We start from the raw sequence: 22,494 nt of genomic DNA, 5'->3' as shown, positions 1-22,494 counted from the left end.
GGTGGGCCCCGTACTCGCAGGTTTCCTGCAACTGCTCGCCCTGATAGGCGTGCTGGCGCTCGTGTACATCCCGTTCGGCGGCTACATGGCCCGTGTCTACACCTCCCCCCGGCATCTGCGGGCGGAGAAGTGGATCTACCGGGGCATCGGGGCGGACCCGGACGCCGGGATGACCTGGCCCGCGTATCTGCGCGGCGTCCTCGCCTTCTCGGCCGTGAGCGTCCTGTTCCTCTACCTGCTCCAGCGGCTCCAGGGGGTGCTGCCCGGCTCGCTGGGCTTCTCCTCGGTGAGCCCGGCGCAGTCCTTCAACACCGCCGTGTCGTTCGTGACCAACACGAACTGGCAGTCGTACTACGGCGAGCAGACGATGGGGCACGTGGTGCAGACCGCCGGTCTGGCCGTGCAGAACTTCGTCTCCGCGGCGGTCGGCATGGCCGTGGCCATCGCCCTGGTGCGAGGCTTCGCCCGCTCCCGCACCGGTGAACTCGGCAACTTCTGGTCCGACCTGGTGCGCGGCACCGTACGGATCCTGGTGCCCGTCGCCGCCGTGGCCGCCGTACTCCTGGTGGCCGCCGGGGCGATCCAGAACTTCTCCGGCATCCACGAGGTCGGCCAGTTCATGGGCGGCACCCAGCAGTGGAACGGCGGCGCGGTCGCCTCCCAGGAGGCCATCAAGGAGGTGGGCACCAACGGCGGCGGCTACTTCAACGCCAACTCCGCCCACCCCTTCGAGAACCCCACCGCCCTGACCAACCTCCTGGAGATCTTCCTGATCCTGGTCATCCCGTTCTGCCTGACCCGCACCTTCGGTGTGATGGTCGGCTCGGTGAAGCAGGGCTACGCGATCCTCGCCACGATGGCCACCATCTGGGTGGGCTTCACCCTGCTGATGATGGCGGCGGAGTTCTCCCACCACGGCCCGGCGCTCCAGGTGGCGGGCGGCGCGATGGAGGGCAAGGAGACCCGGTTCGGGGTCGCCGGCTCCTCGATCTTCTCGGTGGCGACGACGCTCACCTCCACCGGCGCGGTGGACTCCTTCCACTCCTCCTTCACCGGCCTCGGCGGCGGCATCACCATGCTCGGCATGATGCTGGGCGAGATCGCGCCCGGCGGCGTCGGCTCCGGCCTGTACGGCATGCTCATCATGGCTGTGATCGCGGTGTTCATCGCCGGTCTGATGGTCGGCCGCACCCCCGAGTACCTGGGCAAGAAGATCGGCGGCCGAGAGATGAAGCTCGCCGCCTGCTACATCCTCGTCACCCCGACGCTGGTCCTCGTCTTCACCGCCGCCTCGATGGCGCTGCCGACCCCGCCGCACTCGATGCTCAATCCGGGCGCGCACGGGTTCTCCGAGGTGCTGTACGCCTTCACCTCCGCGTCGAACAACAACGGCTCGGCCTTCGCCGGACTGAACGCCGACACCGACTGGTTCAACACCACGACCGGGCTCGCGATGCTGTTCGGCCGGTTCCTGCCGATGGTGTTCGTGCTCGCGCTCGCCGGCTCCCTCGCCGGGCAGCGGCCGGTGCCGGCCACCACGGGCACCCTGCGCACCGACAAGCCGCTGTTCACCGGCCTGCTGGTCGGCGCGATCCTGATCATCACCGGTCTCACCTACTTCCCGGCGCTGGCGCTGGGCCCGCTCGCCGAAGGGCTGGCGTGATGACGACCCGAACTCCCTCCCACGAGGACGCGATGTCCACTCCCACCCTTGCGCCCCACCAGGACGCGCCCACCGGTCACCAGGCCGACGAGGGCCGCGTCGGAGCGGGCCTGTTCGACCCCAAGCAGCTGCTGAAGTCCCTGCCCGAGGCGGTGCGCAAGCTCGACCCGCGGGTGATGGTGAAGTCGCCCGTGATGTTCGTGGTGTGGGTCGGCTCGGTCCTGACCACCGCGTTCTCCTTCAAGGATCCCACCGACTGGTTCGGCTGGACCATCAGCGCCTGGCTGTGGCTGACGGTGATCTTCGCCAATCTGGCGGAGGCGGTCGCCGAGGGCCGCGGCAAGGCCCAGGCCGACACCCTGCGCAAGGCCAAGTCCGACACCGTCGCCCGCCGGCTGGTGAACGGCGCCGAGGAGCAGGTCCCCGGCACCGCGCTGACCATCGGCGACCTGGTGGTGTGCGAGGCGGGCGACATCATCCCCGGTGACGGCGACGTCGTCGAGGGCGTCGCCTCGGTGGACGAGTCGGCGATCACCGGCGAGTCCGCCCCGGTCATCCGCGAGTCCGGCGGCGACCGCAGCGCCGTCACCGGCGGCACCAAGGTGCTGTCCGACCGCATCGTCGTGCGGATCACGACGCGGCCCGGCGAGACCTTCATCGACCGGATGATCGGACTGGTGGAGGGCGCGGCCCGGCAGAAGACGCCCAACGAGATCGCGCTCAACATCCTGCTGGCCTCGCTGACCGTCGTCTTCCTGCTGGCCTGCGCCACCCTGCCGCCGTTCGCCGACTACGCGGGCACCCATCTGACCATGGTGGTGCTGGTGGCCCTGCTGGTCTGCCTGATCCCGACCACCATCGGCGCGCTGCTGTCCGCGATCGGCATCGCCGGCATGGACCGGCTCGTGCAGCGCAATGTGCTCGCCATGTCGGGGCGCGCGGTCGAGGCCGCCGGCGACGTCTCCACGCTGCTGCTGGACAAGACCGGCACCATCACCCTCGGCAACCGCCAGGCCGCCGAGTTCACGCCGGTGCGCGGGACGACCGAGGCCGAGGTCGCGGACGCGGCCCAGCTCTCCTCGCTCGCGGACGAGACCCCCGAGGGCCGGTCCGTCGTCGTCCTCGCCAAGGAGCGGTACGGGCTGCGCGAACGCCACCGGGGCGAGCTGGCGGGCGCCGAGTGGATCGCCTTCACCGCGCAGAGCCGGATGTCCGGCGTGGACCTGGACGGCCGCCGCATCCGCAAGGGCGCCACCGCGTCCGTCATCGGCTGGGTGCGCGAACAGGGCGGTGACGTCGGCCCGGACGCCCAGGACCTGACCGACCGGATCGCCGGGGCCGGCGGCACCCCGCTGCTGGTCGCCGTGCACGACGAGCGCGGCGCCCGCGTCCTCGGTGTCATCCACCTCAAGGACGTCGTCAAGGAGGGCATGCGCGAGCGGTTCGAGGAGCTGCGCCGCATGGGCATCAAGACCGTGATGATCACCGGCGACAACCCGCTGACCGCGAAGGCGATCGCCGAGGAGGCGGGCGTCGACGACTTCCTCGCCGAGGCCACCCCCGAGGACAAGATGGCCCTCATCAAACGGGAGCAGGCCGGCGGCAAGCTGGTCGCGATGACCGGTGACGGCACCAACGACGCACCCGCGCTCGCGCAGGCCGACGTCGGCGTCGCGATGAACACCGGCACGTCGGCCGCCAAGGAGGCCGGCAACATGGTCGACCTCGACTCCAACCCGACCAAACTGATCGAGATCGTCGAGATCGGCAAGCAACTCCTCATCACCCGCGGCGCGTTGACGACGTTCTCCATCGCCAACGACGTGGCGAAGTACTTCGCGATCATCCCGGCGCTGTTCGCGGCCGTCTATCCGGGCCTGGACAAGCTGAACATCATGCGGCTGTCCTCGCCCGACTCGGCGATCCTGTCGGCGGTCGTCTTCAACGCGCTGATCATCATCGCGCTGGTCCCGCTGTCCCTCAAGGGCGTGCGGTACCGGCCGATGAGCGCCGACAAGATGCTCCGCCGCAACCTCGGCCTCTACGGCATCGGCGGGCTGATCGCCCCCTTCGTCGGGATCAAGCTCATCGACCTGCTCATCTCCCTCATTCCCGGAATCGGCTGATCGCCATGAACAACTCCGTCCCGAACACCGCCCGGTTGCTCTGGGCGGGCCTGCGGGCCCTGCTCGTGCTGACCCTGGTGACCGGCGTCGTCTACCCGCTGGCCGTCACCGGCGTCGCCCAGGCGCTGTTCCCCGGCAAGGCGAACGGCTCCGAGATCAAGGCGGACGGCAAGGTCGTCGGCTCCTCCCTCATCGGCCAACAGGGCTACAGCCTCAAGTACTTCCAGCCCCGGCCCGCCGCCGGCCTCGGCACGAACTCCGTCAACACCCGGTACAAGCTGATCCTTTCCGGGGCGACCAACCTGGCCGCCGACAACCCCCGACTCGTCCGGGCCGTCGAGGACGCCAGGGCGAAGGTCGTCAAGGACAACTCCGTGCCCGGCTACACCGTCCGGCCCGCCCAGGTCCCGGCGGACGCGGTCACCTCCTCCGGCTCCGGCCTCGACCCGGCCATCTCCCCGGCGTACGCCGAGCTCCAGGTGCACCGGGTCGCCCAGCGCAACGGCCTGCCGGTCGCGCGGGTCGAACGGCTGGTGAAGGACCACACCCAGGGCCGAGCCCTCGGCTTCGTGGGCGAACCGCAGGTCAACGTCCTGGAACTCAACATCGCGCTGCGGGACCTCGTCGCGCGGCGGTGACGTACCGCCCCGCCCGCGCACGGAGCCGGCGCCCTGGGAGACATCCCGGCGGCGCCGGCTCCCGCGGCATCCCCTACGGACAGGAGAGTGACCCCCATGACACGGGTGCTCGTGGTCGAGGACGACCCGCAGCTCGTACGGGCCCTCGTCATCAACCTGCGGGCGCGGCGCTACGGCGTCGACACCGCCCCCGACGGAGCCACGGCCCTGCGCCTCGCCGCAGCCCGCCGACCCGACGTGATCCTGCTCGACCTCGGGCTGCCCGACATGGACGGTCTCGACGTCCTCAGGGCGCTGCGCGGCTGGACCCGGACGCCGGTCATCGTGGTCTCCGCCCGGCAGGCGTCCGGCGAGAAGGTCGCGGCGCTCGACGCGGGCGCCGACGACTACGTCACCAAGCCGTTCAGCATGGACGAGCTGCTGGCCCGGCTGCGCGCCGCGGTCCGCCGCACCGAGGACACCCCGGCCGCGCCGGAGCCGGTCCGGGTGCGGACGGAGCACTTCAGCATCGACCTGCCGGCCAGGAAGGTGCTGCGGGACGGCAGGGACGTGCGGCTCACCCCGACCGAGTGGCAGCTGCTGGAGATCCTGGTGACCAACCCCGGCCGGCTGATCACCCAGCGGCACCTGCTCCGGGAGGTGTGGGGCGTCACGCGGACCGACAAGACCAACTACCTGCGGGTCTACATGGCCCAACTCCGCCGCAAACTGGAGACCGACCCCGCCCACCCCCGCTACCTGATCACCGAGCCGGGGATGGGGTACCGCTTCGAGGTGTGAGCGGGTGTGAGCGGGCTTGGGCAGGCGTGGGGTGGGGTGAGGCGGACGCGGGGTGGGCTCGGGCTTCGGGGGCCGGTTCGGACAGGTCGGCTCGGGCTTCGGGAGTCGGCGCAGGTCCCGGCCGGCCCACCGTCCGACCCGCCGCCCGGCCTCCCGGCTTGTCGCACCGCCTCCAAGCCGCCGCCTCCGGCCCGCCGCCTCACGCCCCGTGTCGTCCGAGCCCCAGTTCCCGCTCCACATCCCCGCTGTCCAGGCGCAGCCGCAGCGCGTTGCGGCGGTGGGCGTGCGCCAGGGCCGTGTGCAGGGGAGAGGGCGGGACGGTGAGGACGGGGCAGGCGGCGCGGGCGAGGCAGTAGCGGCTCACCGAGGGCCACAGGGCGCGGCGCAGCCGGCCGCGGCCACCGGCACCGATCACGAGGAGGTCGGTGTCACGGTCGGCGAGCCGCACCAGCACGGGTCCGGGCGCGCCCCGCGCGACGAGTGCCCCTCCGGGCAACCCGGTCGACGTCCCGCCGAACACGGCGCGCAGCGCGCCGAGGAGCCGTTCCCCGGCGAGCCGTTCCCACTCCGGGACCACCGTCGCCGCGGCCGGGAAGCGGCGCGCGGCGAGATCCCCCTCGGGCGGCTCCCAGGCCAGCACCGGCCACAGCTCCGCCCGGCGCGAGCGCGCCTCGGCGGCGGCCCGCCCGAGCGCGGCGAGACTGCCCGGCGAGCCGCTGACCCCCACCAGCACGCGCGCCGCCGCCGGCTCCTGGTACTCGGGCATCGCTTCCACCTTCTGCGGACGGCGACCGGAAGACGGCGCCGCCGCCCCGGCCGGGGGTTCTCGGGAATCCCCTCCATCACACCCGCGTTCCAGGCCCCGGAACAGGGCGAACGCCCTTTCTTGGCGCTCCGCTGACGGCCTGTCCGCCCCCCTTTCGGCGGGAACGTCAGCAACCCGTCAAAGCCGCCCGGATCCCCGTCAGCGTCGCGTCAGGAAGGGCCCGCTGAGCGGGTGGTCCGGGCATACCGTCGACAGCGCACCCCGGACCGCCTCCCCGCGTCCGGGGTCTTTCGACTCCACACTCCCTGCCGCACGGGAGGCACCCCATGACAGAACTCCGCCACGGCGACGACCCCGAGCCCCCCGAACCGTTCCCGGCCGGACCCCTGTACGTCCCCGTCCGGCCGGGACCCTCCGGATACGCGGTACGCCTCTTCCGTACCCCGCCCGGCGCGCGCACCGCCGTCGGCTTCACCTCCGTGCCCCGGCTCACCGCCGCGCTCGGCCCCGGTCACGCCTTCATCCGCCTCGCGGGGACCGAACTGCGCACCCTGACCGCACCGCTCGGCGTCACCGTCCTCACGGTGGACCCGCAGTTCACCGCCCCCGCTGCGGCGCCGCTGGCCGCCCCGGCCGCCGCCCGCGCCCCGCGGATCGCCCGGATCGCCTGAACCCCCGCCGCCCGAGCCGGACCGCCCGAAAGAGGAACGCCGAGATGACCACCATCCACGAACTGCCCACCCCCGCCGCCGCGTTGTCGGTCTGGCCCGCCGCCACCACCGAGCCCCGCGCGGGCGACCTCACGGTGGGCGGTGTGCCCCTCGCCGAGGTCGCCGACCGCTTCGGCACCCCCGTCTACGTCCTGGACGAGGCCGAGGTCCGCGACCGCTGCCGTACCTACCGCGACGCCTTCCCCGACGCCGAAGTCCTGTACGCCGCCAAGGCGTTCCTGTGCCGGGCCATGGCCCGCTGGATGGACGAGGAGGGACTCGGGCTCGACGTCTGCTCCGCCGGCGAACTCGAACTCGCCGTCACCACCGGCTTCCCGCCCGAGCGGATCGTGCTGCACGGCAACGCCAAGACCCCCCGCGACCTGGCGACCGCGCTGCGCCTGGGCGTCGGCCGCATCGTCATCGACAGCCCCGGCGAGATCGCCCGGCTGGCCGCCGCCGTCGGCCCCGACGCCCGGCAGAAGGTGATGGTGCGCGTCGTGCCCGGTATCAGCGCGGGCGGCCACGACAAGATCCGCACCGGCACCGAGGACCAGAAGTTCGGCCTCTCCATCCGCGACGGCTACGCCTTGCACGCCCTCACCCGCATCCTCGACCAGCCCAACCTCGAACTCAGCGGTCTGCACTGCCATTTGGGCTCCCAGATCACCAGCGTCAAGCCGTATCTGACCGCCGTGCGCCGGATCGTGGGCCTGATGGCCCGGCTGCACGGGCAGTACGGCGTGGTGCTGCCCGAACTGGACCTGGGCGGCGGCCACGGCATCGCCTACCGGCCCGGTGAGGCGGCCCTGGACCTCACCGCGCTGGCCCGCAGGGTGCGCGCCGAACTCGCCGACGCCTGCGCCTCGGCCGGGCTGCCGGTGCCCCGCCTGATCATCGAACCGGGCCGGGCCATCGCGGGCCCCGCCGGGATCGCGCTGTACCGGGTGCTGGCGGTCAAGCACACCGGCGAGCGGGTCTTCGTCGCCGTGGACGGCGGCATGAGCGACAACCCGCGCCCGGCCCTGTACGGCGTGCGGTACGCGCCCCGGCTGATCGGCCGGCCCAGCGCCGCCGATCCGGTCCGGGTGACCGTCGTGGGCCGGCACTGCGAGGCGGGCGACGTGCTGGCCGCCGACGCGGAACTCCCCGCCGACCTGCGCCCCGGCGACCTCCTCGCCGTACCGGTGGCCGGCGCCTACCACCTCTCCATGGCCTCCGGCTACAACCTGGTCGGCCGCCCGCCCGTGGTCGCCGTACGCGACGGCCACGCCCGCCTGCTGGTCCGCCGGGAGTCCCTGGAGGACATCCGCCGCCGCGACGTGGGCCTGTGACCCACGGCCGCCCACCGGAGCGCGCCCCCGCCCCCGGCACCCGCGGCGGGGGCGGGACAGGGGACGGAAGCGTCGGTAGCCTGGCGGCCGATGGACGCCCGGCCGGACGCCCGGCCGGCCGGAACCGGTCCGCACCCCCGCGAGGTGAGACGTGCAGTTCACCACCCGGCCCACCCTGCAAGGCACGTTCGGCATGGCCTCCGCCACCCACTGGCTGGCCGCCCAGTCCGCGATGGCGGTGCTGGAGGACGGCGGCAACGCGTTCGACGCTGCCGTGGCCGGCGCCTTCGTGCTGCACGTCGTGGAGCCGCACCTGAACGGCCCGGCGGGGGAGGTGCCCATCCTGCTCGCCCCGGCCGGCGGCGCGGTGCGGGTGCTGTGCGGACAGGGCGCGGCACCCGCAGGCGCCACCGCCGCCCACTACCGGGACCTCGGCCTGGACCTCGTGCCCGGCACCGGCCCGCTCGCCGCCGCCGTACCCGGCGCCTTCGACGCCTGGCTGCTGCTCCTGCGCGACCACGGCACCAAGCCCCTCGACGACGTGCTGAAATACGCCATCGGCTACGCGGAGCACGGACACCCGCCGGTGGAGAACCTCGGCGCGACCGTGGACAGCGTACGGACGCTGTTCGAGACGGAGTGGACCTCCTCGGCCCGGCTGTACCTGCCGGGCGGCCGCGCGCCCCGCCCCGGCGTCCCGCTGCGCAACCCCGCCCTCGCCGCCACCTGGCGCCGGCTGCTCGCCGAGACCGCGCGGGCCGGGAACCGGGAGGCCCGCATCGACGCCGCCCGCGAGGTGTGGCGCGGCGGCTTCATCGCCGAGGCCCTGATCCGGCAGTCCCGGCGCCCCACCCTGGACACCAGCGGCGAACGGCACACCGGGACACTCGACGCGGACGACCTCGCCAACTGGTCGGCGGGGTACGAGGATCCGGTGTCGTACGACTGGAACGGCTGGACCGTGTGCAAGGCGGGACCCTGGAGCCAGGGCCCCGCCTTCCTCCAGCAACTCGCCCTGCTGCCGGCGGAACTGCCCGAGTACGGCAGCCCCGACTACGTCCATCTCCTGGTCGAGGGCTGCAAGTTGGCCATGGCCGACCGGGAGGCCTGGTACGGCGACGCCGCCGAGGTGCCGCTCGCGGAGCTGCTGTCGGACGACTACAACGCCGTGCGGCGCACCCTGATCGGGCACGAGGCGTCGTACGAACTGCGCCCCGGCGCCCCCGGCGGCCGCACCCCCCGGCTGCCCGAGTGGGTCGGCAAGCCCGCGCCGCTCGCGCGGGAGGAGTTCGACCCGATGGGCGTGGGGGAGCCGACCGTCGCCCGGCTGTCCGGCGACCCCCGAGTGGCCCCCGACGGGGCGACGCGGGGCGACACCTGCCATCTCGACGTGGTCGACCGCTGGGGCAACATGATCGCGGCCACGCCCAGCGGCGGCTGGCTCCAGTCCAACCCCGTCGTGCCCGAACTGGGCTTTCCGCTCGGCACCCGGCTCCAGATGGCCTGGCTGGAGGAGGGCCTGCCGAACACCCTCACCCCCGGCCGCCGCCCCCGCACCACCCTCACCCCCTCCCTCGCGCTGCGCGACGGCGTCCCTGTGATGGCGTTCGGCACGCCCGGCGGCGATCAGCAGGACCAGTGGCAGCCGCACTTCTTCCTCGCCGTCGCGCTGCGCGCCCCGGTCCGCGGCGGCCTCGACCTCCAGGGCGCCGTCGACGCCCCCAACTGGCACAACGAGGCATTCCCCAGCTCCTTCTACCCCCGCGGCCACCACCCCGGCGCGCTGACCGTCGAGTCCCGGATGCCGGACGCGGTGGTGGCCGGCCTGCGCCGCCGCGGCCACCGCCTCACCGTGGGCCCCGCCTGGTCCGAGGGCCGGCTGTGCGCGGTCGCCCGCGACCCGGACACCGGCATCCTGTCGGCGGCGGCGAACCCGCGGGGGATGCAGGGCTACGCGGTGGGACGCTGAACATCCGGGTCTCAGGGCACCTCTGATTCCCTCGGCCCGCTGATCCCCGAGTGCCCCGGCTCCCCGTACGCCCGCCGCCCCCGGCCCGCACTGTCGGTGCCCCGGCATATCCTGAAGCCGAGTGGCCATCGGCTGACGAAGGGGTCCGAAGGTGCCGTCGATGCTCGATGCGGTCGTGGTGGGTGCGGGGCCGAACGGACTGACCGCCGCCGTGGAACTGGCCCGGCGGGGCTTCTCCGTGGCCCTGTTCGAGGCGTGCTCCACCGTGGGCGGCGGCGCCCGGACCGAGGAGCTGACCCTGCCCGGCTTCCGGCACGACCCGTGCTCGGCCGCCCACCCCCTGGGCGTCAACTCGCCCGCCTTCCGCGCCCTGCCCCTGGAGCGCTACGGCCTCGAATGGCTGCATGCCGAGCTGCCCATGGCGCACCCCTTCCCGGACGGCACCGCGGCCGTGCTCTCCCGCTCGGTCGCCGAGACCGCGGCCTCCTTCGGACCGCGCGACGCGGGGCCGTACCGAAGACTGGTCGAGCCGCTGCTCGCCCACTGGGACACCCTGGTGCGGGACTTCATGTCCCTGCCGCTGACCGCGCTGCCCCGCGACCCCGTCACCCTGGCCCGCTTCGGCCTCGCCGGGCTGCCGCCGTCCACGTGGCTGCTGCGCCGGTTCAGGGACGAGCGGGTCAAGGCCCTGTTCGCCGGGCTCGTCGCCCATGTGATGGCCCCGCTGGACGGGCTCGCCACCGGCGCCGTCGGCCTGGTCTTCGCGCTCGCCGCGCACGCCCGCGGCTGGCCGGTGGCCCGCGGCGGCTCCCAGGCGATCTCGGACGCGCTGGCCGCCTACCTCGCCGACCTCGGCGGCGCGATCCACACCGACTACGAGGTCAAACGCCTGGACGACCTGCCGCCCGCCCGTGCGTACGTCTTCGACACCTCGCCCGCCGCCGTCGCCCGCATCGCCGGCTTCGGCGGGTTCTACGACCGCTATCGCTACGGCCCCGGCGTCTTCAAGATCGACTACGCGCTGGACGGCCCGGTGCCCTGGACCGCCCCCGAGGCCCGCGTCGCCGGCACCGTCCAGATCGGCGCGAGCCAGGCCGAGATCGGCACCGCCCTGCGCGCCGCCTCGCGCGAGGGCCGGGCCCCCGAGAAGCCGTTCATGATCACCGTGCAGCCGAGCGTGGCCGACCCCGGCCGCGCCCCCGCGGGCAAGCACGTCTTCTGGGCCTACGGACACGTACCCAACGGCTGGTCCGGCGACCTCACCGACGCCATGGAGCGCCAGCTGGAGCGCTTCGCTCCCGGCTTCCGCGACCGCGTCCTCGCCCGCGCCGTCGCGGGCCCCGCCGAGATGGCCGCCCGCAACGCCAACTACGTGGGCGGCGACATCGCCTGCGGCGCCGCCTCCGGGCTCCAGCTCCTGCTGCGGCCCCGGCCGACCCTGTTCCCGTACCACACCCCCCACCCGGCCGTCTTCATCTGCTCCTCGGCCACCCCACCCGGACCGGGCGTCCACGGCATGTCGGGGCACAACGCGGCGAAGGCCGTCTGGCGGAGACTGAGACAGACGTGACCTCCAACGGAGACCGGGGCAGGCGGCTTGGCGTTCGGCGGAGGGTGGGGCAGACGGCTTGGCTGCCGACGGAGGCTGGGGCGAGCGTGATCTCCGGCGGGGATTGGGGCAGGCGGCCTGGCGTTCGGCGGAGGCTGAGACAGACGTGGCCTCCGGCAGAGACCGGGGCAGACGGCCTGGCGTTTGGCGGAGGCTGGGGCAGACGGCTTGGTGTCCGGCGGATGGTGGGGGAGGCGTGATCTCCGGCGGGGGTTGGGGCAGGCGATCTGTCGGCCCGCGGAGGCCGCGGCAGACGGCCTGGCGTCCGGCGGAGGCCGGGGCCGGTGGCCTGGCGTCCGGCGGAGGCTGAGACAGACGTGGCATCCGGCGGAGACTGCGCCGGACGGCCCGGCCTCCGGGGGAGGCTCAGGCAGAGCACCCGGCATCCGGCGGAGGCCGAGGTAGACGATCCGACATCCGGAGGAGGCGGAGGCGGTCATGACCCGCATTCTGCTCGTCCAGGGCGACATCACCCACCAGAGCGCCGACGCGATCGTCAACGCGGCCAACTCCTCGCTGCTCGGCGGCGGAGGCGTTGACGGTGCCATCCACCGCCGCGGCGGACCCGAGATCCTCGCCGAGTGCCGCGCCCTGCGCGCCGCCCGCTACGGCCGGGGGCTGCCGACCGGGCAGGCCGTCGCGACCACCGCCGGACGGCTCGACGCCCGGTGGGTGATCCATACCGTCGGACCGGTCTTCAGCACGGCCGAGGACCGCTCGCCGCTGCTCGCCTCCTGCTACCGCGCGTCCCTGACCGTCGCCGACGCGCTCGGCGCCCGCACGGTGGCGTTTCCGGCCATCTCCACCGGCGTCTACCGCTGGCCGATGAACGACGCCGCCCGGATCGCCGTGGAGAGCGTCCGTAGCGCGGACACGGCCGTCGAGGAGGTCCGCTTCGTGCTGTTCGACTCCCCGGCGTACGAGGTGTTCGCCCGTCAGATCGGCTGATCCAGCCGCCCCTTCGGGCCCCGTCGGCGGCCCCCTCAGGCAACTGCCGGGCCGCTATCCGGAATTGTCCGGCCAGCAGCGCGTAACCACCGCAACCCAGGCGGTGAGCAGGCTTGTTGGCATGCCTTGGAGTGGCAAAGGTTCACCTAAGCGGGTGATAGCATCCCCGCGTCTGTGACCTTGGTCCCCTCGGCTCAGGCACCGCAGAAAACGGTTTCGGTCCGGTCCTCCGCGTGACCTGCCCGACCCTTTCGCGACCGGTCGTCCCGCACCGGTGGCGCGGTGCGCTTCCGCCAACGGCCGCAGGCTAACCGCCAGGAAAGGTTTCCATGAATCGAGACGCACTTGTCTGGTGCCTGGCTGTCGTCGCGGCGCTCGGCGTCGCCGCGGCCGTGGTCCTCAGTCGTCGCGCCAAGGCCATAGCGGCCAACAAGGACAGGTCCGAAGCCGCACTGACCCAGAGGCTGAGCGAGGCCGACGGCCGGCTGGCCGCTTTACGAGCGGAGCTCCACCAGCACCGCGCCGACCACGCCAAGACCATCCAGGAAGCCGAGGAGGCGGCGGAGGACAGCACCAAGGCCGTACTCAAGGGCTCCGCCCGCTTCCTGCAGAGCCTCGCCGCCGAACAGCTCGCCCTGCTGGAGGAGATCCAGCGCAAGTACGGCGGCCACTCCGTCCTCGCCGACCTCCTCGAAGTCGGCCACGCCAACGCGCAGATGGCACGCAAGGCGCAGGGCATCGCGGTGATGTGCGGCGCCCCGCTGGGCCGCCGCAGCCGCGCCGCCAGCGTCTACGACGTGGTGCGCAGCGCCCAGGGGCAGATCCGCAACTTCCGGCGCGTGGAGATCATGCAGCAGACCGGCCTCGCGCTGAAGGCGTCGGCGGTCTCGCCCGTCGCCCTCGCCGTCGCCGAGCTGCTCGACAACGCTGCCAGCTTCTCCCAGCAGGGCTCGCCCATCGAGGTGACGTTCCAGCGGGTGCAGCGGAATCTGTGCATCGTCATCGACGACGCGGGCGTCGGCATGAACGACGAGGAGCGGCAGAAGGCCACCGCCCTGCTCTCCGGCCAGTACCGCCCCCGCCTCTCCCAGCTGGGCAACCAGCCCAAGTTCGGCTTCCCGGTGATCGGCCTGCTGTCCCAGCAGTACGGCTTCCGGGTGGACGTGACCGGTGTCTCCCGCTACGGCGGTGTGCGCGCGGTCGTGCTGCTGCCCGAGGAGCTGTGGACCGAGGAGGAGACGGCACCGGTGGACGAGATCCAGCCCGTGATCGAGCAGCCCGGCGTCCCCGCCCGGCCCGAACCGGTGGCGCGCACCGCCAACGGCCTGCCCCGGCGCGGCGCCCGCCAGGTGCCCATCGCCAGCGTTCCCGACCAGGACACCGTCGGCCTGCCGCACCTCGCGGCGGAGGAGGACGCCGGCCGCGCGGCGGGCCGCAGCCTGGGTGCCTTCCAGCGCGGCACGCTCTCCGGCCGCAACCTCTCCGCGGCACCGTCCGAAGGGTCCGATGACACATGATCACAGACCTGTCGTGGATGCTCGAGGACATCGTGGCCAATGTGCCCAAGGCACGCCACGCCGTCCTGCTGTCCGCGGACGGCCTGCCCCGCGGGGCGACCGACGGCATGGCCGAGAAGGACGTGCGGACCATCGCCGCCGCCATGGCGGGCATGCAGTCGCTGAGCCGGGCCACCTCCCACTTCGCCGGCGACGGCCCGGACCGGCAGTGGAACCAGACCATCATCGAGTTCTCGCACGGCTGGATCTTCCTGATCGGGGCCGGGCAGGGCGCCTATCTCGCGGCGGCCGCGGCACCCGATGTCGACATGCAGCAGATCTCCTTCCGCATGCACCGGCTCGTCGCCCGGCTCGGCAACAACCTCACCTCGCCGCCGCGGGTGCACGCCGACGAGGCCCGGGAACGCGCCCGGCGCGCCCCCGCAGGCCAGGAGACGGGCACCGGCATCCGGATCGCCGACCTGGACGAGGTGATCAGCGAGGTGCACGGCGCCCGGCACGCGGTCCTGCTGGGCGGCGACGGCCTGCCCCGCGGCGCCACCACCGGCATGAGCCAGGATCTGGCGGACACCATCTCCGCGGCGATGACCGGCATCCACGCCTACAGCCGGGCCACCGCCCAGTTCGCGGGCGCGCAGCCGGACGCGGCCTGGCGGCAGACGGTCATCGAGTTCCAGCACGGCTGGATCTTCCTGATCTCGGCCGGACGGGGCGCCTTCCTCGCCGCCGCGGCCCAGCACGACGCCGACATCGAGGAGTTCACCACCCGGCTGCACCGGGTCGTGCCCCGCCTCGGCGCCTATCTGTCCCCGTACGGGGAGGCGAGCCGCGCGTGAGTGACGAGCCCGACGAGGACCTGGAACTCACCGGCGCGTTAGTGCCGTTCTTCGTGATCACGAACGGACGCTCCCTGCCCCCGGAACACGCCTACGGGCATACGACGCTCGTGTCCGCGAGCGAGCACGCCGCCACCACGGTGCGCACGCTCACCCCGGAGGCCCGGCAGGTCCTGGACCTGGTCATGGACGGCTTCCTGTCCGTGGCCGAGGTGGCCGCCCACACCCATCTGCCGCTGGGGGTCGTACGGATCCTCCTGGCCGAGCTGGAGGACAGCGGCCTGATCATCGCGCGGAAGCCGGTGCCCCGCGCGGAACGTGTCGACCGAGAAGTACTGAACGCCGTGCTCGACGGCCTCAGAGCCCGATTCGGAGCGTGATTCGTGTACCTGGACTCAGGTGTCCGTACGGCGGTGAAAGTGCTCGTGGTGGGGCACTTCGGGGTCGGCAAGACCACGTGCATCGCCAGCATCTCCGAGATCGAGCCGCTGCGGACCGAAGAAGAGATCACCGAGGCCAGCGAGGGCTTCGACGATCTGTCGGGCACCCCCGACAAGACCACCACGACGGTCGCCATGGACTTCGGCCGTCTGACCATCAACGACGAGGTGGTGCTGTACCTCTTCGGCACCCCCGGCCAGGAACGCTTCAAGGAGATGTGGGAGGAGCTGTCCCGAGGTGCCCTCGGCGCGCTCGTCCTCGTCGATCCCGAGCGGCTGTCCGAGTCGTTCCCCATTCTCGACCTGGTCGAGCGGTTCGGGCTGACGTACGCCATCGGGGTCAACCACTTCGACGGCACGCCCGGCTACCCCCTCTCCGAGGTGCGCGAGGCCCTCAACCTGTCCGCGGACACCCCCGTCGTCCCCTGCGACGTCCGCAACGAGCAGTCGTCGGCCCACGCGCTGATCACCCTCGTGCACCACCTTCTCTCCCTCATCGACTAGGAGCCCCCCGCTCATGCAGCAGCGACCCGGCATAGAGCCGCCCCCCGGCTGCCCCGCACACGGAAACGTCCCGCTCTACGGCCCCCGGTTCGGCTCCGACCCGGACGGCCACTACGCCTACCTGCGCAGCCTCGGCCCGAGCGCGCCGGTGGACATCGCGCCCGGCGTCGAGGTCGAGCTGGTCACCAGTTACGACGCCGCGCTCTACATCCTCCAGAACCCCGCCTCCTTCGTCCGCGACTCGCGGCGCTGGAACGCGCTGAACGAGGGCCGGGTGCCCGAGGACAGCCCCGCGCTGCCGATGCTGGCCTACCGGCCCAACGCGCTGTTCAGCGACGGCGCGGCGCACGCCCGGCTGCGCCAGGCCGTCACCGACTCGCTGGCCAGCGTCAACGAGCTGCAGCTGGTGCGCCAGACGCAGGCCTCGGCGGACTATCTGATCAGCCGCTTCAGCTCCGAGCGCATGGGCCAGGCCGAGCTGATGGCCGAGTACGCCCAGCCGCTGCCGCTGCTGGTGTTCAGCGATCTGTTCGGCTGCCCGCCGGAGATCGGCGACCGCGTCATCGCCGGCATCACCGGCATCTTCTCCGGCAGCAACGGCGCCGACCAGCTCCTCGCCGAAGCGCTGAACGAGCTGATCACGCTCAAGCGGCGCAATCCCGCCGAGGACCTGACGACGCGGCTGATGCAGCACTCGGCGCAGCTGACCGACGAGGAGGTGCTGCACCAGCTCGTCACCCTGCTGTCCGGCGGCACCGCCCCGCTGTCCGCCGTGATCGGCACCGCGAGCGCGCTGATGCTCGGCGAGGAGTGGCAGTCGGGCCTGCCGGTCGAGGACGCCGTCACCCAGGTGCTGTGGAACTACGCGCCCATCGCCAACTACGCGGCTCATTACCCCACCCACGACGTGGAGCTGGGCGGCCGGGTGGTCAAGGCGAACGACCCGGTGCTGATCTCCTTCGCCGCGGCCAATACCGATCCCCGGCTCGCCGAGCACCGCGAACAGCTGAGCGCCAAGGCGCACCTGGCCTTCGGCGCGGGTCCGCACGCCTGCCCCGCCAAGGACCCGGCGTTCGTGATCGCGGTGACCGCCGTGGAAACCCTGCTGAACCGGCTTCCGGATGTCGAAGTCCGGATGCCGTTCAAGGACTTGAGCTGGATCCCGGCGCCGTGGAGCCGCTCCCTGGTGGCGCTTCCGGTCCGCTTCACCCCGCGCATCGTGGTGCCCACGGCGGCGCAGAAGGCGGAATCCCCGGTGGCGGCTTCCGGTAACCAGGTCACGGCCACGCCCCGGCCGCCGATGGGCGGTGGCCCCAAGCCCAAGGCGGGCCTGTTCAGCCGCTTCCTGGCATGGACGCGGGGCGAGTGAGGAAGGCAACCCGCCGCTCACATAGTCATTTTGTATATGCGTCAGAAGCGGAGGGTATGCATGCGGGCTGATGTCTAGATCAGAAAGGGTCATTGTGGAAACCGTCGCCACTCAGCCCACCGACAGACGCCTCGCCATATCGCTGTTCCGCCGGCTGCGCACGCCCCAGGGCCAGGCCAATCCGTTCCCGGTCTACGCCGAACTGCGCAGCCGGGGAGCGGTGGCCCCCGCACCCTGGGGCGGCCATGTCGTGACCGGATTCGAGGTATGCGACCAGGTCGTGCGCAGCAGAGACTGGCTGGAGCCGGACGCCCGCTGGCGAGAACAGCAGGCCGACAGCCCCCGCTGGACGGCCCCCTCCGCACGGGAGATGAGCCGCATGCTGCCCGCTCTGAACCCCCCGGAGCACACCTGGGCACGCCGCTCGGCCGGCATGTTCGACCGCAGGTCCCTGGACCAGATGCGCGGGATAACAGAGCAGTTCACCACCAGACTGCTCGACCACCTCGCCGAGCGGCTGGGCGACGGCGAGGCCGACCTGAACGAACTGGTCGCCGAGGAACTGCCGGTCGCCGTCATCGGCCACTGGCTGGGCCTGCCCACCGCCGACCACCCCCGGCTGCGCGAGCTGACCCACGACCAGGTGTTCGCCCAGGAACTGCTGCCCACCGCCAGTCAGTTGGCGCTCTCGGACGCGGCCACCGCCGAACTGCGCGCCTACTTCACCGACCTGGTCCGCGAGCGGCGCGCCCGTCCGGGCGACGACCCGGTCTCCCGCTGGATCACGCTGTGGGACGGCATGGAGAGCGACCGGGACAAGGCCGACGAGGCCGTCTACTTCCTCGCCCTGTTCGTGCTCCTGGCCGCCCTGGAGACCACGACCACCCTGCTGTCCACCACCGTCCTGCTGCTCCTCGAACACCCCCGCCAGTGGGAACGGCTCACCGTCCAGCCCGACCTGGTGCCGGCCGCCGTCGAGGAGTCGCTGCGCTACGACCCGCCCACCCATGTCATCAGCCGCGTCTCCTCGCGCGACTGCGAACTGGGCGGTGTGGAGATCCGCAGGAACGAGATGGTCCACCTGCTGATCGGCGCGGCCCACCGCGACCCCGCCAAGCACGAGGACCCCGAACTGTTCAACCTGCACCGCAGACCCGCCCACCTCGCCTTCAGCGGCGGCATCCACTACTGCCTCGGCGCGCCGCTGGCCCGCCTGGAGGCCCAGACCCTCCTCCACCAGCTGGTCACGCGTTTCCCGCGGCTCACCCTGGTCCGCCGCCCGACCTGGGCGCCGCGCGTGGCCTTCAGACGACTGCTGAACCTGGACGTCACCCTCCCATGACCGACATACCCGTAACGGCCCGGCAGGCCGGCCCCCACCTCCCCTGCGCGACCACCGCGATCCGGACGGACCTCGACGGCCCCGTGCTGCGTATCCGCCTCGGCGCCACCCCGGCGGACGACACCTTCACGGTCGCCGTCCTCGACGACCTCCTCGCCGTCCTGCACGCCCTCCACGACCGGCCGGACATCCGCGTCCTGGTGCTGACCGGGCCGGGCGACGACTTCAACCTGGGCGCCGAGCGCACCGAGTTCCGGACGGCCCTGGCGGACGACCCCACCGGCACCGCCCTGCGCCGCATGAACGACAAGGCGCTGCGCGTGTGCGAGGCCCTGGAGGCCACCCACGCCATCACCATCGCGCGGCTGCACGGCCGGGTGATCGGCGCGGGCCTCGCCCTCGCCTCCTACTGCGACCTGCGCGCGGGCGCCGACGACTGCCGGTTCCGCATGCCCGAGGTCGCCCTCGGCCTGCCCCCGGCCTGGGGCGGCGCCATGGGCCGGCTGATCGCCGAGGCCGGCATCTCGCACATCCGGGAACTCATGCTCACCGGCGAGAACTTCGACGCGATCGCCGCCCAGCGGCTCGGCCTGCTGCACAAGGTCGCGCCCCGCGACGGCCTGGACGCGGCGGTCGACTCCTGGATCAGGCCGTTGCTGCGGCGCGCGCCCGAGGCGCTCGTCCTCACCAAGCGCATGCTGAACGGCTACGCGCGAGCCGCCCGCACCGCCGACGTGGGCCTGCTCGACGCCCATCTGCTCAGCGCCCAGCTGAGCCTGGCCGGGGCCGGCCGACCCGCCCCGTCCTCCACCCCGGTCACTCCCTGACCGGGGTCGGACCCGAGCAAGCAGGCAACGGGCCACCGCGGGCCCGTGCGCGGCACGCCCATGCCCCCGTGGCATCATCGGCCGGGGCCGGGACCCCCGGCCGGCCGCCAGCGCCCCGTCCGGCGGCCACCGCAGCGCCCGAGCCGCAAGGAGACCGATGAACCCCGCCGTCACCGCCCCGGCCACGGTGGGCACCGCCCTGCTGGACGACTTCTCGCTGGAGATGACCGGCAAGGACGTGCCCGCCCTGGAGGAGGCGCGGGGCAGCATCCCGCAGGGCACCCGGATCAATGTCACCTTCCTCGCGGGCGAGGACCACGCCACCCGGCTCGCCGCCGCCCGCGCGGTCCGCCGCCTCGGCTTCGTCCCCGTGCCCCACATCTCCGCCCGCCGGCTGTCCTCGTCCGCCGCCCTGGAGGAGTTCCTCGCGGGCCTCGCCGAGGACGGCACCGCCGACAACGTCTTCGTCGTCGGCGGCGACCCGGCCCGCCCCGAGGGGCCGTACGAGGACGCGCTCGCCGTCATCCGCACCGGACTGCTGGAGCGCTACGGCGTGCGCCACATCGGCATCAGCGGCTACCCCGAGGGCCACCCCGCGATATCCGGCCCCGCGCTGTGGTCGGCGCTCACCGGCAAGGCCGCCGCCATCGAGGCGGGCCCCTTCACCGGCGACGTGATCACCCAGTTCGGCTTCGACGCCGAGCCGGTCCTCGACTGGCTGGCCGCCGTCCGCGCCCGCGGCGTCCACCTCCCCGTGCGCATCGGCGTCCCCGGCCCCGCCGGCGTCCGCCGCCTTGTCGGCTACGCCACCCGCTTCGGCGTCGGCACCAGCGCCTCCGTCGCCCGCAAGTACGGCTTCTCGCTGACCAACCTGCTGGGCACGGCGGGCCCCGACCGCTTCCTGCACACGCTGGGCGAACGCTACGACCCCGCGCGCCACGGCGTGGTCAAGGTGCACTTCTACACGTTCGGCGGGCTGCGTACCACCGCGGAATGGGTCGGCGGATTTCGCGAACGGGCCCGGTAGAGGCCCCGCGAACCTGGTCCGGGCCCCCGGCCTACGTGTCGGAATTCCGCCAGCACCCCGCCCCCGCGCTGGCCATCCTGGAGGCATGCAGACAGCGACGCACCTCGACCGGGAGCATTGCGTGCGCGCCGTGCAGTCCAAGGACGCGCGGTTCGACGGATGGTTCTACACGGCCGTGCTGACCACCCGGATCTACTGCCGGCCAAGCTGCCCCGTCGTCCCGCCCAAGCCCCGGAACATGACGTTCTACCCGAGCGCGGCCGCCTGCCAGCAGGCCGGGTTCCGCGCCTGCAAGCGCTGCCGCCCCGACACCAGCCCCGGCTCCCCGGAATGGAACCAGCGCGCCGACCTGGTGGCCCGCGCCATGCGTCTGATCACCGACGGCGTCGTGGACCGCGAGGGCGTGCCCGGTCTCGCCGCCCGGCTCGGCTACAGCACCCGCCAGGTCGAGCGGCAGCTCCTCGCCGAGCTGGGCGCGGGACCCCTCGCGCTGGCCCGAGCCCAGCGCGCCCAGACCGCCCGGCTGCTCGTCGAGACCACCGCGCTGCCCATGGCCCAGATCGCCTTCGCGGCCGGCTTCTCCTCCATCCGCGCCTTCAACGACACCGTCCGCGAGGTCTACGCGCTCACCCCGAGCGAGCTGCGCCGCCGAGTACCGGCCGGCCGCGCGCCGGGCGACAGCACTCCGGGCACCCTGTGCCTGCGGCTGCCGTTCCGCGCCCCGCTCAACCCGGCCAATCTCTTCGGCCACCTCGCAGCCACCGCCGTACCCGGCGTCGAGGAGTGGCGGGACGGCGCCTACCGCCGCACCCTCCGGCTGCCGTACGGCCACGGGATCGCCGCGCTCACCCCCCGCCCCGACCACATCGCCTGCCGCCTCACCCTCAGCGACCTGCGCGACCTGGCGGTCGCCATCGCCCGCTGCCGGCGGCTGCTCGACCTGGACGCCGACCCGGTCGCCGTCGACGACCGGCTGCGCACCGATGCGCTGCTCGCCCCGCTGGTCGACAAGGCACCGGGCCGCCGGGTGCCGCGCACGGTGGACGAGGCCGAGTTCGCGGTACGGGCCGTGCTCGGGCAGCAGGTGTCCACGGCAGCCGCCCGTACCCACGCGGCCCGCCTGGTCACCGCCCACGGCAAGCCCCTGGACGATCCCGAGGGCGGCCTCACCCATCTCTTCCCCGCGCCCGAGACGCTGGCCGCCCTTGATCCCGAGACCCTGGCGATGCCCCGCACCCGGCGCACCACCTTCACCACTCTGGTGGGTCAACTCGCCGACGGTACACTCCACTTGGGGGTGGAATCCGACTGGGCCGAGGCCCGCGCCCGGCTGCTCGCGCTGCCCGGCTTCGGACCCTGGACGGCCGACGTCATCGCCATGCGCGCCCTCGGCGATCCGGACGCCTTCCTCCCCACCGACCTCGGCATCCGCCGCGCGGCGGGCGAACTGGGGCTGCCGTCCACCCCCGCCGCGCTCACCGCCCGCGCCGAGGCATGGCGCCCGTGGCGGGCGTACGCGGTGCAGTATCTGTGGGCGACCGACAGCCACCCGATCAACTTCCTTCCCGTGTAGGAAGGCTCCGCGTAAGAAGGTTCTGCCATGATCTGCCACACCGTGACCGACAGCCCGTACGGCGAGCTGACCATGGTCGCCGCCGACGGCGCCCTGAGCGGCCTCTACATGACCAGCCAGCGGCACCGCCCACCCGAAGAGAGCTTCGGCCCGCGCGACGACACGCTGCGCTGCTTCGGCGCCGCGCGAGAACAACTGGAGGCTTACTACGCGGGCGAGTTGCGCGAGTTCACCCTCGAACTCAACCTGCGCGGCACCCCGTTCCAGCGCAGCGTCTGGGAACAGCTGACCCGCATCCCGTACGGCGAGACGCGCACCTACGGCGAACTCGCCGACGCCCTCGGCAATCGCGGCGCCTCCCGCGCCGTCGGCCTCGCCAACGGCCGCAACCCCATCAGCATCATCGTGCCCTGCCACCGCGTCGTCGGCAGCGACGGCAGCCTCACCGGCTACGGCGGCGGCCTGGAGCGCAAACGCCGCCTGCTGGACTTCGAACGCGGCGCGTCCCTGTTCTGA

At 72.9% G+C, this 22,494-nt stretch carries 20 protein-coding genes; 19 read left to right on the top strand and 1 reads right to left on the bottom strand.

Going from position 1 to position 22,494, the window contains the following annotated elements:
* Window position 1: 1 nt before the first annotated feature.
* The 4 genes from kdpA (at window position 2) to ACZ7EC_RS26275 (ending at window position 5,207) form a co-directional block, all read left to right on the top strand.
* Window positions 2–1,663 carry a potassium-transporting ATPase subunit KdpA gene (gene kdpA, locus ACZ7EC_RS26290; RefSeq protein ID WP_471066295.1) on the top strand — a complete coding sequence of 554 codons (1,662 nt, stop codon included), beginning with the start codon at window positions 2–4 and terminating at the stop codon, window positions 1,661–1,663.
* Window positions 1,663–3,789 carry a potassium-transporting ATPase subunit KdpB gene (kdpB, locus tag ACZ7EC_RS26285; protein ID WP_471066293.1) on the top strand — a complete coding sequence of 709 codons (2,127 nt, stop codon included), beginning with the start codon at window positions 1,663–1,665 and terminating at the stop codon, window positions 3,787–3,789. The genes kdpA and kdpB overlap by 1 nt, the downstream gene beginning before the upstream one ends.
* Before the next feature lie 5 nt (window positions 3,790–3,794).
* Window positions 3,795–4,427 carry a potassium-transporting ATPase subunit C gene (locus ACZ7EC_RS26280; RefSeq protein ID WP_471066292.1) on the top strand — a complete coding sequence of 211 codons (633 nt, stop codon included), beginning with the start codon at window positions 3,795–3,797 and terminating at the stop codon, window positions 4,425–4,427.
* Window positions 4,428–4,523: 96 nt separating this feature from the next.
* Window positions 4,524–5,207 carry a response regulator gene (locus tag ACZ7EC_RS26275; RefSeq protein ID WP_471066290.1) on the top strand — a complete coding sequence of 228 codons (684 nt, stop codon included), beginning with the start codon at window positions 4,524–4,526 and terminating at the stop codon, window positions 5,205–5,207.
* 199 nt (window positions 5,208–5,406) lie between these two features.
* Here the strand turns inward: ACZ7EC_RS26275 and ACZ7EC_RS26270 are convergent, their stop codons facing one another.
* Complete coding sequence (locus ACZ7EC_RS26270; protein ID WP_471066288.1) at window positions 5,407–5,973, bottom strand: universal stress protein; 567 nt, start codon at window positions 5,971–5,973, stop codon at window positions 5,407–5,409.
* Window positions 5,974–6,299: 326 nt separating this feature from the next.
* On the opposite strand from ACZ7EC_RS26270, the gene ACZ7EC_RS26265 reads away from it, so the two are divergent.
* From ACZ7EC_RS26265 to ACZ7EC_RS26195, 15 genes are all read left to right on the top strand, one after another.
* Window positions 6,300–6,644, top strand: a complete 345-nt coding sequence (locus tag ACZ7EC_RS26265; RefSeq protein ID WP_471066286.1) for an SAV_915 family protein — start codon at window positions 6,300–6,302, stop codon at window positions 6,642–6,644.
* A 44-nt stretch (window positions 6,645–6,688) separates the two neighbouring features.
* Window positions 6,689–8,017 (top strand): diaminopimelate decarboxylase, encoded by a 1,329-nt coding sequence (lysA, locus tag ACZ7EC_RS26260; protein ID WP_471066283.1) that lies wholly within the window; start codon window positions 6,689–6,691, stop codon window positions 8,015–8,017.
* Between the two features lie 193 nt (window positions 8,018–8,210).
* A complete protein-coding gene (locus ACZ7EC_RS26255) occupies window positions 8,211–9,986 on the top strand; it encodes a gamma-glutamyltransferase family protein (protein WP_471066602.1) in 1,776 nt (591 codons plus the stop codon).
* Between the two features lie 151 nt (window positions 9,987–10,137).
* Window positions 10,138–11,556 (top strand): phytoene desaturase family protein, encoded by a 1,419-nt coding sequence (locus tag ACZ7EC_RS26250; RefSeq protein WP_471066281.1) that lies wholly within the window; start codon window positions 10,138–10,140, stop codon window positions 11,554–11,556.
* A 477-nt stretch (window positions 11,557–12,033) separates the two neighbouring features.
* The gene (locus ACZ7EC_RS26245) at window positions 12,034–12,543 is read left to right on the top strand and encodes an O-acetyl-ADP-ribose deacetylase (protein WP_471066279.1); all 510 of its coding nucleotides are present in this window, start codon (window positions 12,034–12,036) and stop codon (window positions 12,541–12,543) included.
* 329 nt (window positions 12,544–12,872) lie between these two features.
* The gene (locus tag ACZ7EC_RS26240) at window positions 12,873–14,060 is read left to right on the top strand and encodes an ATP-binding protein (protein WP_471066277.1); all 1,188 of its coding nucleotides are present in this window, start codon (window positions 12,873–12,875) and stop codon (window positions 14,058–14,060) included.
* Window positions 14,057–14,896 (top strand): roadblock/LC7 domain-containing protein, encoded by an 840-nt coding sequence (locus ACZ7EC_RS26235; RefSeq protein WP_471066275.1) that lies wholly within the window; start codon window positions 14,057–14,059, stop codon window positions 14,894–14,896. The genes ACZ7EC_RS26240 and ACZ7EC_RS26235 overlap by 4 nt, the downstream gene beginning before the upstream one ends.
* Window positions 14,893–15,276 carry a DUF742 domain-containing protein gene (locus ACZ7EC_RS26230; RefSeq protein WP_397983128.1) on the top strand — a complete coding sequence of 128 codons (384 nt, stop codon included), beginning with the start codon at window positions 14,893–14,895 and terminating at the stop codon, window positions 15,274–15,276. Before ACZ7EC_RS26235 ends, ACZ7EC_RS26230 begins: the two co-directional genes overlap by 4 nt.
* A gap of 3 nt (window positions 15,277–15,279) precedes the next feature.
* A complete protein-coding gene (locus ACZ7EC_RS26225; RefSeq protein ID WP_285552514.1) occupies window positions 15,280–15,840 on the top strand; it encodes a GTP-binding protein in 561 nt (186 codons plus the stop codon).
* Window positions 15,841–15,853: 13 nt separating this feature from the next.
* The gene (locus ACZ7EC_RS26220; RefSeq protein ID WP_471066273.1) at window positions 15,854–17,209 is read left to right on the top strand and encodes a cytochrome P450 family protein; all 1,356 of its coding nucleotides are present in this window, start codon (window positions 15,854–15,856) and stop codon (window positions 17,207–17,209) included.
* A 70-nt stretch (window positions 17,210–17,279) separates the two neighbouring features.
* Window positions 17,280–18,551, top strand: coding sequence for a cytochrome P450 (locus ACZ7EC_RS26215; protein ID WP_471066271.1), 1,272 nt, complete (start codon window positions 17,280–17,282; stop codon window positions 18,549–18,551).
* On the top strand, window positions 18,548–19,378 hold the full coding sequence (locus ACZ7EC_RS26210; RefSeq protein WP_471066269.1) for an enoyl-CoA hydratase/isomerase family protein: 831 nt from the start codon (window positions 18,548–18,550) through the stop codon (window positions 19,376–19,378). The genes ACZ7EC_RS26215 and ACZ7EC_RS26210 overlap by 4 nt, the downstream gene beginning before the upstream one ends.
* Window positions 19,379–19,535: 157 nt before the next feature.
* Entirely contained in the window at window positions 19,536–20,405 is an 870-nt protein-coding gene (locus ACZ7EC_RS26205) for a methylenetetrahydrofolate reductase (protein WP_471066267.1), read from the top strand.
* An 85-nt stretch (window positions 20,406–20,490) separates the two neighbouring features.
* Complete coding sequence (locus ACZ7EC_RS26200; RefSeq protein ID WP_471066265.1) at window positions 20,491–21,978, top strand: AlkA N-terminal domain-containing protein; 1,488 nt, start codon at window positions 20,491–20,493, stop codon at window positions 21,976–21,978.
* A gap of 27 nt (window positions 21,979–22,005) precedes the next feature.
* The gene (locus tag ACZ7EC_RS26195) at window positions 22,006–22,494 is read left to right on the top strand and encodes a methylated-DNA--[protein]-cysteine S-methyltransferase (protein WP_471066263.1); all 489 of its coding nucleotides are present in this window, start codon (window positions 22,006–22,008) and stop codon (window positions 22,492–22,494) included.

The organism is Streptomyces sp. NPDC037203 (assembly GCF_055605065.1).
This window is presented reverse-complemented; position numbering and strand designations above follow the sequence as displayed.